The sequence below is a fragment of the Roseovarius halophilus (ex Wu et al. 2025) genome (assembly GCF_047086965.1).
The window spans coordinates 1-13206 of sequence record NZ_JBKOTX010000045.1 but is presented as its reverse complement, the minus strand read 5'-3'; the positions used below and the strand labels follow the sequence as shown (position 1 = coordinate 13206).

General features: G+C 59.4%; 13 protein-coding genes and 1 tRNA gene. 8 read left to right on the top strand and 6 right to left on the bottom strand.

Annotated elements, in window-relative coordinates; all coding sequences use genetic code 11:
- Positions 1-63: 63 nt before the first annotated feature.
- The 5 genes from ACH107_RS11350 to ACH107_RS11330 all read right to left on the bottom strand — a co-directional run bounded on the left by ACH107_RS11350 (position 64) and on the right by ACH107_RS11330 (position 3483).
- Positions 64-537 (bottom strand): hypothetical protein, encoded by a 474-nt coding sequence (locus ACH107_RS11350; protein ID WP_412505957.1) that lies wholly within the window; start codon positions 535-537, stop codon positions 64-66.
- 31 nt (positions 538-568) lie between these two features.
- Positions 569-1528 (bottom strand): hypothetical protein, encoded by a 960-nt coding sequence (locus ACH107_RS11345; protein WP_412505956.1) that lies wholly within the window; start codon positions 1526-1528, stop codon positions 569-571.
- A 396-nt stretch (positions 1529-1924) separates the two neighbouring features.
- Positions 1925-2476 (bottom strand): hypothetical protein, encoded by a 552-nt coding sequence (locus ACH107_RS11340; protein ID WP_412505955.1) that lies wholly within the window; start codon positions 2474-2476, stop codon positions 1925-1927.
- A 141-nt stretch (positions 2477-2617) separates the two neighbouring features.
- Positions 2618-2968 (bottom strand): hypothetical protein, encoded by a 351-nt coding sequence (locus ACH107_RS11335; protein ID WP_412505954.1) that lies wholly within the window; start codon positions 2966-2968, stop codon positions 2618-2620.
- Between the two features lie 425 nt (positions 2969-3393).
- A tRNA-Ser gene (locus ACH107_RS11330) sits at positions 3394-3483 on the bottom strand.
- A gap of 249 nt (positions 3484-3732) precedes the next feature.
- Between ACH107_RS11330 and ACH107_RS11325 the strand changes: the two genes are divergently transcribed.
- From ACH107_RS11325 to ACH107_RS11295, 7 genes are read left to right on the top strand one after another with little or no spacing between them, the layout of a single operon-like run.
- Positions 3733-4575 (top strand): SPOR domain-containing protein, encoded by an 843-nt coding sequence (locus tag ACH107_RS11325; protein WP_412505953.1) that lies wholly within the window; start codon positions 3733-3735, stop codon positions 4573-4575.
- Between the two features lie 12 nt (positions 4576-4587).
- Positions 4588-5754 carry a D-alanyl-D-alanine carboxypeptidase family protein gene (locus ACH107_RS11320; protein WP_412505952.1) on the top strand — a complete coding sequence of 389 codons (1167 nt, stop codon included), beginning with the start codon at positions 4588-4590 and terminating at the stop codon, positions 5752-5754.
- Complete coding sequence (gene tmk / locus ACH107_RS11315; protein ID WP_412505951.1) at positions 5751-6377, top strand: dTMP kinase; 627 nt, start codon at positions 5751-5753, stop codon at positions 6375-6377. The genes ACH107_RS11320 and tmk overlap by 4 nt, the downstream gene beginning before the upstream one ends.
- On the top strand, positions 6374-7501 hold the full coding sequence (locus tag ACH107_RS11310; RefSeq protein WP_412505950.1) for a DNA polymerase III subunit delta': 1128 nt from the start codon (positions 6374-6376) through the stop codon (positions 7499-7501). The genes tmk and ACH107_RS11310 overlap by 4 nt, the downstream gene beginning before the upstream one ends.
- Before the next feature lie 13 nt (positions 7502-7514).
- The gene (locus ACH107_RS11305; protein ID WP_412505949.1) at positions 7515-8303 is read left to right on the top strand and encodes a TatD family hydrolase; all 789 of its coding nucleotides are present in this window, start codon (positions 7515-7517) and stop codon (positions 8301-8303) included.
- Positions 8303-9100, top strand: a complete 798-nt coding sequence (locus ACH107_RS11300) for an MBL fold metallo-hydrolase (protein ID WP_412505948.1) — start codon at positions 8303-8305, stop codon at positions 9098-9100. The genes ACH107_RS11305 and ACH107_RS11300 overlap by 1 nt, the downstream gene beginning before the upstream one ends.
- Positions 9101-9103: 3 nt before the next feature.
- Positions 9104-10033, top strand: coding sequence for an AEC family transporter (locus tag ACH107_RS11295; protein ID WP_412505947.1), 930 nt, complete (start codon positions 9104-9106; stop codon positions 10031-10033).
- Between the two features lie 57 nt (positions 10034-10090).
- Here the strand turns inward: ACH107_RS11295 and ACH107_RS11290 are convergent, their stop codons facing one another.
- Positions 10091-11323 carry a mandelate racemase/muconate lactonizing enzyme family protein gene (locus tag ACH107_RS11290; protein WP_412505946.1) on the bottom strand — a complete coding sequence of 411 codons (1233 nt, stop codon included), beginning with the start codon at positions 11321-11323 and terminating at the stop codon, positions 10091-10093.
- 224 nt (positions 11324-11547) lie between these two features.
- Between ACH107_RS11290 and ACH107_RS11285 the strand changes: the two genes are divergently transcribed.
- Positions 11548-13152, top strand: a complete 1605-nt coding sequence (locus tag ACH107_RS11285; RefSeq protein WP_412505945.1) for a site-specific DNA-methyltransferase — start codon at positions 11548-11550, stop codon at positions 13150-13152.
- The last annotated feature ends 54 nt before the right edge of the window (positions 13153-13206 follow it).

Here is a 13206-nt window from a genome sequence, read left to right as displayed (position 1 = left end):
GCCGCTGGTTTCCAACTCGGAATCCAAGAAAAAAAAGCGATCACGTCGTTTATCATCGCAACTTTAAGTCGATGCAAGTTCGGGTATTTCATCATACTGAAGAAGAGAAGGTAGCTGCTTTCCTAGATGGAACACAGCCTTCCTAACTGACAATCTCTGCTCTTCAGACAGCATTTCATATATACTTAACTCGATCTCTTGGCCATGAGGAACCCTCTGATCAAGACCATCGAACAAACGTAGAATTTCACTGCCTTCGACGCCCTCTAAAAAATCTTCTCGCGAAAACTGCAAAGATATATCCACCGCTGCTAGGCAAAAAAAATCCAAAAGATTACGCAATGCCCGCGCCGGAGCTGAAACTTCACCTTGGCAAGTTGCTTCATCTATATTGGAGGTAAGATCACGCCCGATTTTCTCTTTAAAGCCATCAGTACCGCTAACCACCTGAACGAAAAAAGCGACAATTCTCTCTTCACGTGTTTGAAATAATAATTTCGAATTGCCATTTGTTTGAAACGTCATCTGTGTAGACATATTCTACTCCCCCAGCGTTCATCATACCTGCTCATTCGTCAAATACATTTACCACCCAACTCTTACGTCCATTCTCGACGTTCCGCTCAAGCTGCGCCAATTGATGGGGAGCAAGGCGATCATTAGGAGCTTTTACCTCAACATCAGCTACTTCACCGTAGCGCCATAATCTCAAATCCAAAACAGCCTTAGGTGGCTGGAACGCTTTTTCGTGCTCTCGGCGGGCTTCAATAATTTCATATGCTAGGTCAACAATCTTGTTCGCAAGCTCATGTGGAGACTTTTCCAAAGTAGCCCTCGAAAACTGGGCAAGCCCAGCATCACTCATGTATTTTCCAAGCGGATATCGGGCCGCATTCGTGATATTATAAAATGCCATACAAGAGTCCATTAGATTAGGCATCGGGCCTAGGTCGCTTCGAGCGCGAACCTCTTCGGTTAGTTTGCGCGCTCTTGATGACAGAACTTGCAAGTTTTCCGGAAACCGTTCTTCAAGGTACGTGACGTAATGCTCTTTCCCCCCAATCGCATTGTAGTATGACACCAAATCTTCCGCGCAAAGTTCGGAAGCATGTCTGCTTTTCAGGTATGCCTTGCCAATAAAGGGTTTTTTGAACCTAGGCTTAGCCTGCCAAAGCTCCAAAATGGTTGGAATATCAGAGTCATGAAAGTTTTTTGCGTTGTCAATCAAATCACGTCTAGAGAAACTTACAGTCTTTTCATCCTGCATAAACCCGTCGCTAGCTCTGTGAAACAAACGATGCACATCGGGTATGCCTAGATATGTAGTTGAGCCAATTCTTTTATGATTAGGCCAACACATCATGAATATAAGTGTTTCGTCATAATTGAAGTGCTCTGTAAAATATCCCCGCCACCCAAGATTTTTGTATGCATCCAAAACAGCGAGCTCGACCCTGGTCGGTTCATAATTACGATATTGCCAAAGCTTTTTATCAAGCCGCTTTAGGAAGAAATCCTCGACTTTCATACCCAATCCTTACAGCAGTACCGTAAGCCACCGGAGGCAATACATTGGATACATAGGTTTAAATCCGCCTTAGCCACACATAGGCGTGGTACCCATTTCGGGGTGGGTCGTGAACTACAGTTTTATTCACAATTTCGCCCTTGTAGATTTCACCTTCAGCCGGAATTCTTATAGATTCATAGACTGCAGTTTTGCCGCTAAAATGTGTAACATATAGCTTCATTCGTCAATCCTCACAGCGGCCCCACTCGCGACCAGCAGCACCATTTTTGATCCTGTCGCCGCCAATTTGCTTTTCTGGGTCAGTACGACCATAACTCTGAGTCTCATCTGCCTATGTATCAAAGCCATGGTTACAAAAATAACTGCGCTACCCAGTACGGCCATCTTGTAGCTCTACTTTTCTTGGATTTGCCGCTCAAGCTCAGCAATCCTATCCTGCCACATTCGACTATTCTTAATCAGTTGCTCATTTCTCTGTTTAAGCCTTTCGATTTCGGAGAAAAGTTCCTCTTCCGTAGATGTCATTTGTACATTGTCAGCGTTCTCGAATAATTTTGGTGCTATCGCTGTGACAAAGGTATTAGTGAAATCATCCATTGGCTGGCAGGCACTCGCGGACTGGCCATGTTCATCTTGGAAATAGAGTTTCCAACCACCCATTTCTTCCAAAAGAAAACCAAGCATGTTTTCTGAGTATGAACTTTTTATTCTGTAACCGTTATCAATTTTCGCAATTTGATCATATTTGAAGCCGCTAATACGCCACTGACCTTCCTCCAGAACAAGAATGATCGGTGTGCTACCGGCAACTTCTTCAACATCACAGATAAATGCGCGAATGCCATCAGTCAGGTCTTCTACTGGGGGCAAATCTTGTTCCGCGACGCTAATACTGGCGCTCAATGTCCCTGTGAGTACGAAAGATAAAAGAGGAATGCATCTCATTGAAGGCCCTTTCATAAGCATTGCAAAATAAGCTACGGCTGAAGGGAAGGAATGTCTTCCGGAGATAGCAATCGCACACCGGTGGATGCTGCAAGCTGTTTGGCGCTTTCTGTGTAGCCTGCATTGGTAAGAACAGCGCCTTTAGCCCTCTTTCACAAGTTCATTACCGATCACAGACATTGCGTCAGAGCACATCTCTTGTTCGCCCACCATAGCTACTCCAGTATCCCATGTCATCCTAACGTCTTGCTTCGCTTTCGCAATGAGCGCATCCGTAGCGCCAAGTTGACGGGCCTGTGCTTCTTTTCTATTTGCGGCTTTTATCACGTCCTGAATACCTGCTACCCCACCCATATAGATTGTACATTCTGTGGTGGAATGCCTCATGACAGCAGCTTGCCGCGCAACCTTTTCTTCTGGCGAACTCGGCGGAGCAGCGCACGCAGCCAACCCCGTAAACGCAGCACAAGCTATCACAGTTGATTTTTTCATTTTATTCTCCTTTAGTTTTAGCCCCAAGCATAGCCTGACCGTTCGGTGCTAACCGCACTCTTGAGCCTCCCACAAAAGTAATAACGAACGATGCCCGCCATTTGGTTTTGCAGTTGCTACAACGCAGCTTGGGTACCAGCTCATGAACCGTGATTTCTCGACTAAGCCTATCGATTAGAAGCTGAACCGCAACCATAGAGTTATGGTCGCACGCCTCACACTTCAGAGCAAGATGGTTGTTTGTGACGCTGGCTAGTCTGGTCATTGTTTCGGACGTTGGAGTTTTCGATGTGGCAGAGTGGTCGAATGCACCGGTTTGATAACCTTGATAATCGACAAGCGTGGGTGGTTAACGTGGGTGGTTGTCAAAAATCATGCTGCCGCAAGTTGTTAAAAATACGGTAAATATCGGGGAAAAAGCTCAATGGCGGAGGAGGTGGGATTCGAACCCACGGTACGCTTTCACGCACGCCGGTTTTCAAGACCGGTGCAATCGACCACTCTGCCACTCCTCCGGCACCCGGTCGTTAACGGCAGCCGCATGATTCTGAAAGCGTTTGTTTGTCGGGAAAATCCGCCGACATCCCGCGCCGGCACTTTTATTGACCGGGACGAGGCGCTAATGTGGCCGCGATGAACAGTCCGCTGATAGCCGGTCCGAAGAACCGGAACCATGTGGCGGGCAGCGCAAGGCGCAGTGGCAGGCGGGGAATCCTGAAATGGCGACAGCGGTAAGAGCCGGCAAAAACGGATGGCGAGGGAGCGTGATCGCGGGGACGATGATCATCCTGCTGGCTGGTTGCGAGCAAATGGACGGCATCAACCCGTTCAATGACGCGGCGGGAAACACCGCTGACGCGACCAGTGACGGCAAGGCCGCCGTCACGCTCGTTGAACGTGATGTCGAGGCCCCGGAAGTCTTTCAGGTTACCGACATGGGCCTTTGGGACGGGCGCCCGTCCCTCGGCGGTGTATGGGTTGCCCATCCCGAGGTTGACGACCCGGAGAGGGTGATCATCCGCAACATTTCGAACTCCAAGTTCGTCATCGGCGCATTGTTCCGGCGTGAGCGCGAGAACCCCGGGCCACCGATCCAGGTGTCATCCGATGCCGCCTCGGCGCTCGGTCTTCTGGCCGGCCAGCCTCAGCAACTCAATGTCACGGCACTGCGTCGCGAATCCGGCGGGGAACAAGCCGAGGAAGACACCACGCAAACAGGCGCGCAGGGCGCCGATGATGACAAGAAGCTTTCCGCGCCCACCGATGTCGAGACGGACACCCTCGACCCGATCGCGGGTGCGGCGGCCGCGATCGAAGAAGCCCAGGCCCGGGACGATGCGCCCGTGGCGAATCAACGCCCGGCACAGTCGGACCTTGAAAAACCCTACATCCAGATCGGCATATTCAGTGTCGAGCAGAACGCGCGTGACACGGCGACGGCGATGCGGCAATCCGGGATGGTGCCCTCGGTCAAGAAACAAACGTCGAAAGGCAAGACTTTCTGGCGCGTGATCGTGGGCCCGGCCACCAGTTCGTCGGAGCGCAGTGTTCTACTGGACAAGATCAAGGGCATCGGCTTCGAGGATGCCTACGCGGTCACGAACTAGGTGAAAAATGCCATGATCCGTTCCTTCCGTCTCCTGATTTATGCGCTGCTGGCCCTCGCGCTCGCGACTCCGGCGTCGGCTTTCGAAACACGCGCGAAGGCGGCCTTCGTTCTGGACAGCACCACCGGGACGGTGCTGCTGAGCAAGAACGCCGACAAACCGTTGCCACCGGCCTCGATGTCCAAGCTGATGACGCTTTACATAACTTTCGAGGCGATCCGCGACGGCCGCCTTTCGCTTGACGAGCGGCTGCCGGTGTCGCGGCATGCCATGAGCTATGGCGGGTCCACGATGTTTCTCGATACGACCGATCGCGTGAGTGTCGAGGATCTCCTGCGCGGGATCGTCGTGCTTTCCGGCAATGATGCCTGCGCCGTGCTTGCCGAGGCGCTGAGCCCGGATGGCACCGAAGCCGGGTTCGCCCGGTACATGACACGTCGCGCGCAACAGATGGGCATGACCAATTCGGTCTTTCGAAACTCCAACGGCTGGCCGGCCGAAGGACACGTGATGAGCATGCGTGACCTCGCGCTGCTGGCGCGGAAAATAATCGAGGATTTTCCGGGCTTTTACCCGATGTTCGCCGAGACCGAATTCGCATTCGATGGCAGGGCGCCCCAGAACATCCGCAACAGGAACCCGTTGCTGACCTTGGGTATCGGGGCCGACGGCCTGAAAACGGGCCATACGCAACGGGCCGGGTACGGTCTGACGGGCTCTGCGAAACAGGGAGACCGGCGTATCATCTTCGTCATATCGGGGATGGAAACGGCGCCGGCACGGGCCGAGGAAGCTGAGGCGATTCTCAACTGGGCTTTCCGTCAGTTCGTGCAGCGCCGGATCGTCGCGGCGGGTGCCGAAGTGGCACGCGCCGATGTCTGGATGGGCAGCACCGGCACGGTCGGCCTGACCCCGGCGACCGACGTGACAACCCTCCTGCCCGTTCTGGGCGGGGATACCATCGACGCCGAGGTTGTCTATGACGGCCCCGTCCCCGCGCCGATCAGCAAGGGCGACAAGCTCGGTGAACTCGTATTCGCGCCGGAGGGTCTGCCGGAAACGCACGTTCCCCTGGTTGCCGCCGAAAGCGTTGCGCGTGGCGGGTTCATGGCACGCCTGAAAACCGTATCGGGCCTGCTTCTGACCCGTCTGAGGGAAGGACCCGAGGGCGCACTTTGACAGATCAGGGGTTCTTCCTCAGCTTCGAGGGCATCGACGGATCAGGCAAATCCACACAGGCACGCCTGTTGGCCGATGCCCTGACACGTCAGGACAGGGAGGTCGTGACGACACGGGAGCCCGGGGGCAGCCCGGGCGCGGAAGAGATACGCGCGTTACTGCTGACGGGTGACGCCGACAGGTGGTCGGCCGAAACCGAGATCCTGCTGTTCACCGCCGCGCGGCGCGACCACCTTGAGCGGACCGTTGCACCCGCCGTCGAAAACGGCCGGATCGTCATTTGCGACCGCTTCGCCGATAGCACACGCGTCTACCAAGGCGTTGGCCGGACTTCGCGGCGCGAGACTGTTGACGCCTTGCATCGCCTCATGATCGAGCGGGAGCCCGACCTGACTGTCCTGATCGATATTGACCCCGCCATCAGCCTGGAACGCGCGATTGCACGGGCCGATGGCGAAGCGCGTTTCGAGTCGTTCGGCCTGGAAATGCAACAACGGATGCGCGACGCCTTCCTTGCCCTCGCGCGCGAATTTCCCGAGCGTTTCATCGTGATCGACGGCAATCACGACACGCAGACCGTTGCCTGCAACGTGATGAAGATGGTTACGGAGCGTCTGCCATGAGTGATGCATCCTCGCCCGAACCCGACCGGGTTGACGGGGCGCCGCACCCGCGTGAAACACCCTCGCTTATCGGACAGCACGGCGCGGAAACCGCGTTTCTTGATGCTTATAACGCGGGCCGGGCGCATCATGCCTGGCTGCTTACGGGACCGCGCGGTGTCGGCAAGGCAACGATGGCATGGGCAATGGCACGGTTCCTGCTGGCGCAGGACGGACAGAATGCCCCGAACAGCCTCTTCGGCGATGCCCCGGCGCGGCCCGCATCGCTCAGTGTTGCGCCCGATCACCCCGTGGCGCGCCGCATCCTTGCCGGGTCGGAGGGCGGGCTTTACCACATCACCCGCAAGGTGAACGAGAAAACCGGTCGCCTGCGAGACATGATCATCGCGGAGGATGTCCGCGACCTGAACCAGTTCCTGCAGCTGAGCGCAGCTGATGGCGGCCGCCGCGTGGTCATCATCGATTCCGCGGATGAAATGAACACGCAGGCCGCCAACGCGTTGTTGAAAATGCTGGAAGAGCCGCCGGAGCGGACTTTCCTGCTACTGGTCAGCCACCAGCCATCACGCCTGTTGCCAACCATCCGGTCGCGTTGCCGGGCCTTGCGGCTCGTCCCTCTCGGCCCTGCCGACATGGAACGCGCCCTCGATCAGGCAGTGATCACCGCCGCGGCGGACATGGATGCCCTTTCCGAGCTCTCGGCCGGCTCCGTCGGAGAGGCCATTCGCCTCGTCAATCTCGGTGGTCTGGAGCTCTATGCCGAGCTCGTCAGCATTTTCGGCGACCTGCCCCGCCCCGAGCGCTCCCGCGCGCTGAAGCTCGCCGAGGCGGCCGCGACGCGGGGCGCGGAGGAGAAATTCGCGTTGCTTCTGTCCTTGATCGACCAATTCCTGTCGCGGCTGGCGCGTACCGGCGCAACCGGTGCTCCACCGCCGCGCGAGGCCGCCACCGGCGAAGCAGTGCTGTTGACGCGGCTTGCACCGAGCCAGGCCGCGGCCCGGAACTGGGCGGAATGCGCACAGGAGATCGGCGCGCGGGCCCGTCACGGCCGGGCAGTGAACCTTGACCCTGCCGCGCTCGTTCTAGATACCATGTTCAAGATCCAGCGAACCGCGACCGTCTGAACCACGGGACCCCATGAACCAGCAAATCAAGATCACAGACAGCCATTGTCATCTCGACTTCCCCGATTTCGACGAGGAGCGCGACGCGGTCATCGCCCGCGCGATCGACGCCGGGGTGCACCGCATGGTGACAATCTGCACCAAGCTCAGGCTCGAGCCGCAGGTCCGCGCGATCGCCGAGGCGTATGACACGGTTTTCTACGCCGCGGGTACCCACCCGATGAGCGCGGCCGAGGAACCGATGGCAAGCGTTGACGAATTGGTCGCGCTTGCCGACCACCCCAAGTTCGTGGGCATAGGTGAATCCGGGCTCGACTATCACTACACCGCCGAGAGCGCGGACGTACAACAACAGAGCCTGCGCGTGCATATCGAGGCCGCCCGCCAGACCGGCCTGCCGCTCATCATCCATGCCCGCGCGGCAGATGATGACATGGCCCGCATCCTGTCCGAGGAGCACGCCAAGGGCGCGTATGAATGCGTGATGCACTGTTTCTCGTCCGGGGCAGACCTGGCAAAAACCGCGATAGACCTCGGGTTTCACCTGTCCATGTCCGGGATAACGGCCTTTCCCAAGTCACGGGAATTGCGTGAAATCTTTGCCTCTGCCCCGGTGGATCGCGTTCTGGTGGAAACCGACGCGCCCTACCTTGCCCCCCCACCCTATCGCGGGAAACGGAACGAGCCCGCCTACACCGTTCACACGGCCAAGGTCGGGGCGGATGTCTTCGGCATGGACTGGCCCGATTTCGCGGCCCGGACCGAGGCGAATTTCGAACGTCTTTTCCGGAAGGCGGCGTGATGGCTGAATTGCGCTTCACCATTCTCGGCTGCGGTTCGTCGGGGGGCGTACCCCGCCTTGGCGGCAACTGGGGCGACTGCGACCCGGAAAACCCCAGAAATGCCCGCCGCCGCTGCTCGATGCTGATCGAGCGTGAAACGGACGAGGGCACGACACGGGTGCTGATCGACACCTCGCCCGACCTTCGCAGCCAGTTGCTGGACGCCGGCATCGGGGAATTGAACGCGGTCGTCTACACCCATTCCCACGCGGATCACGTGCACGGCCTCGATGACCTTAGGATGATCGTGTTCAACATGCGCGAGCGCCTGCCCGTCTGGGCCGACGGCGACACGCAGAACGCGCTGTATTCACGTTTCGGCTACGCCTTCGTCCAGCCCGAGGATTCGCCCTACCCGCCAATCCTCGACATGCACACCATAGATGGCGATGTCCACATTGACGGCCCCGGCGGGCGCATCACGCTACGGCCTTTCCAGGTCAATCACGGCTCCATCGACGCTCTCGGGTTCCGGATCGCCGATCTCGCCTACCTGCCCGACGTGGCGGAAATGTCCGACGCGGCATGGGATGCAGTTGCGGGACTGGATTGCTGGATCCTCGACGCCCTGCGGCGGACACCCCATCCCACGCATGCGCATCTTGAAAAATCGCTGGATTGGATCGCCCGCGCCAACCCGCGCCGCGCCGTGCTCACCAACATGCATGTCGACATGGATTACGCGACACTGGTCGATGAAACACCCGAGCACGTGACCCCGGCCCATGACGGTATGACCATCACCTACACCGCCTGATACATGCAGGCGCTTCTGGATGTCATTCTCCCGGTCTTCGTGGTGATCGGGTTCGGCTACGTTGCCGTCTGGCGCGGCTGGTTTCCACCGGCAGGCGTAAACAGCCTGATGCGGTTCACCCAGAATTTCGCGATCCCGTGTCTTCTGTTCACGGCAATCGCGCGGCTAGACCTCGGGCAGAGCTTCGACTGGCGCCTGCTGACCAGTTTCTATGCCGGGGCAGTGTCCGGCTTCGTGCTCGGGATGACGGGGGCGCGGGCCATTTTCGGACGCTCGTGGGAGGACGCGGTCGCGGTCGGGTTCTGCTGCCTTTTCTCGAACTCCGTCCTACTGGGCCTGCCCCTGACGGAACGCGCCTACGGTTCCGCCGCGCTCGAGGCGAACTACGCCATCATCGCGATGCATTCGCCCTTTTGCTACGGCGTCGGCATCACGGTGATGGAAGTCGTCAAGGCAAAGGAACGCAAGGCCGTCTCGCTGGCGGGAAAGGTCCTCAAGGCGATGTTCTCGAACGCCCTGATCCTCGGTATCGCGCTCGGCTTCATCGTGAACCTTTCGGACATCGCGTTGCCCGGTCCACTGAATGACGGGCTTGACCTGATGGTGCGCGCGGCCCTGCCGGCGGCCCTGTTCGGGTTGGGGGGCGTGCTGGTGCAATACCGACCCGAAGGAGACCTGAGGCTGGTGCTTTACGTCTGCGCGATCGCGCTCGTGGTGCACCCGTTGATCACCCTCGGGCTTGGCAGCGCACTGGACCTGCAGGTTGACGCGACGCGCTCCGCGGTGCTGACGGCAGCGATGGCACCGGGGGTGAACACCTACATCTTTGCCAGCATGTACGGCCACGCCCGGCGCGTCGCGGCTTCCAGCGTGCTGATCGGCACGGCGGTGTCGATCCTGACGGTATGGCTATGGCTGGGCGTCCTGCCTTAGGCTGCGGTGCCCGCCCCCACCCGCACACCCTGTTTTCATCGCCGATGCCTGGCCGCCCTATCCCGTCTTGGGCGGCGCGCCGCCGGCAAAGTTGTTGCCATTGACGTAATCGCAGGGCGCCTCCTGCATCTGGAGGTGCAGCCCGTCACCCGAATAGGGGTGGGCACGGGCCAGCTCCTCGTCCACCTCGATCCCCAGCCCCGGCGCGTCGGGCGGGGTGACGAAGCCTTCCTCGACGCGGATCGCTCCCCTGATCAGCGCGTCATGAAACGGCGTTTCGATCGTCTCGGCCATCAGGAGGTTCGGAATGGTCACCGCGAGCTGGATATTGGCGGCCCATTCCACCGGCCCGGCATAAAGGTGCGGGGCCATCTGGGCGTTATAAACTTCGGCCATCGCGGCGATCTTGCGGGTTTCCCACAGCCCGCCCGCGCGGCCGAGCGCTGGTTGCAGGATCGTCGCGGCGCCGCCGCGCAGGACGGGGGCGAATTCGGCCTTGGTGGTCAGTCGCTCGCCGGTGGCGACGGGGATGCGCACGGCGCTTGCGACCTTGGCCATCTCGGCCGCGTTGTCGGGCGGAACGGGTTCCTCGAACCACAGCGGTGAATAGGGCTCAAGCGCCTGCCCCAACCGGATGGCGCCGGCGGTGGTGAACTGGCCATGCGTGCCGAACAGCAGGTCGGCCCGGTCGCCCACGGCGCCGCGGATGGCCTTGCAGAAGGCGGCCGAGAGGGAAATGTCGCTCATCGCGGGCATGTGGCCACCGCGTATGGTATACGGGCCGGCCGGGTCGAATTTCACCGCCGTGTACCCGCGGCTCACGCAATCGGCGGCCGACTCGGCGGCCATGTCGGGCGATGTCCAGAAATCGGATGTCTCATGTTTTTCAAGCGGATACAGATAGGTATAGGCGCGGATGCGGTCGTTCACCCGGCCGCCCAGCATCGCCCAGACAGGCCGGCCGCGCGCCTTGCCGATGATGTCCCAGCACGCGATTTCGAGGCCCGAGAACGCGCCCATCACCGTCAGGTCGGGGCGCTGCGTGAATCCGGCCGAGTAGGCGCGGCGGAACATGAGTTCAATGTTTTCAGGGTTTTCACCTTCCATGTGGCGGGCGAACACATCGCCGATCACCGCCTTCATCGCCTCGGGCCCGACCGAGGCGGCATAGCATTCGCCCCATCCCGTGATGCCGTCATCGGTGGTCAGTTTCACCAGTATCCAGTAGCGCCCGCCCCAGCCCGGGGCGGGGGGCGCGGTGACGATGATATCGAGATCGTTGAGCTTCATTGCCGGCTCCTGTTGCTGCGCGGCGCCACGGTGCCGGGCGCGCGCGGCGAGGGCAAGGGGCAATCGGGCCGCGCCGAAAACGGGGGGCTGCATCGCGGCGGCGACGCGTCGGTATCGCGGCGGTGCGCGCCACGCCCCCATTGCCAGCGCCGCACCGCCGTGCGTAAACTGGATTTCAACCATGATCGCCCATCAAGGGGCGGCGGAAGAAAGGGGCGCGGCGCATGGGCAACCACCTGTACTACGGCGACAACCTGAGCGTGCTGCGCGACAGCATCCCGGACGAAAGCGTTGACCTGATCTACCTCGACCCGCCGTTCAATTCGAACGCCAGCTACAACGTGCTGTTCAAGGGGCCGGCGGGCAACGAGTCCGCGGCGCAGATCGAGGCGTTCGACGACACGTGGCACTGGACCGACGCCGCCGAGGACGCGTTCGGCGAGGTGCTGCGCTCGGGCAACGGCGCGGCGGCGGAAATGCTGCGCGCCATGCGGTCGTTCCTGGGCGAGAATGACATGATGGCCTATCTGGCGATGATGGCCGTGCGGCTGCTGGAGCTGCACCGGGTGCTCAAGCCCACGGGCAGCCTCTACCTGCACTGCGACCCGACCGCGAGCCATTACCTGAAGATCCTGCTGGATGCGGTGTTCGGGGCGACAAACTTTGGTAACGAGATTTCTTGGCGCAGATCAAACCCCAAGAGCCTAAATACAAAGAACTTCGCGAATTGTCGGGACATCATTCTCCGTTATAGAAAATCGGATGCAGCATTGTTTTTTCCGCAGTTTGGTGAACACGACAGTGAATATGTGGAAAAAGCTTATCGGTACAAAGACAAAGATGGTCGCCGTTACCGGCTACTTCCGCTACTAAACCCCAATGATAACCGACCAAATCTCACATATGAATTCCTTGGTGTGACAAGGGTATGGCGCTGGACAAAGGAACGCATGCAACAAGCGTACGAAGACGGTACTGTTGTCCAACTGAAGCCGGGGGCGGTACCTCAATACAAAAAATATCTCGATGAATCAAAGGGCAAGACAGTAACTAACGACTGGAATGACATTCTTCCAATCGGTCGAATTGAAGAACTCGGCTACCCCACCCAGAAACCCGTCGCCCTACTGGAACGCATCATCGCCGCTTCCTCGAACGAGGGCGACGTGGTGCTTGACCCGTTCTGCGGCTGCGGCACCACCGTGCACGCCGCCGAGAAGCTGGGGCGCAACTGGATCGGCATCGACGTCACCCATATCGCCATCGGCCTGATCGAGAAGCGCCTGCGCGATGCCTTCCCGAAGGTCGAATTCACGACCCACGGCGTGCCGCAGGACATCGCCGGGGCGCGCGACCTTGCCAACCGGGGCCGCGAGGACAAGAATTACTATTTCGAGTTCGAGAAATGGGCGCTGTCGCTGATCGCCGCGCAGCCCGGCAACCTTGGCAAGAAGGGCGCCGACAAGGGGATCGACGGCAACATCTATTTCGGCAAGACGGCCCGCGCCATCGTCAGCGTCAAGGCGGGCGACAATATCGGCGTCGGCATGATCCGCGACCTGCGCGGCGTGATCGAGCGCGAGCGCGCCGAGATCGGCATCTTCCTGACGCTGACCGCGCCCAAGAAAACCATGGTGGCCGAGGCCGCGGCGGCGGGCCAGTACGAGATGGACGGTTTCGAGCCTGTCCCCCGCATCCAGATCGTCACCATCGAGGAGGCGTTGCAATTGCGTGACCGGGCCGTGCGCCTGCCCGCCCGGCGCGACGATGCCTTCAAGCGCGCCGCGCGCGAGGAGGACAAGGGCGCGCAGGGCAAGCTGGACCTCTAGCGGTCACCCGGTCGGCCGCGTCGCGCCCGTGGCCCCGTCCCGAGGCGTTCGCGG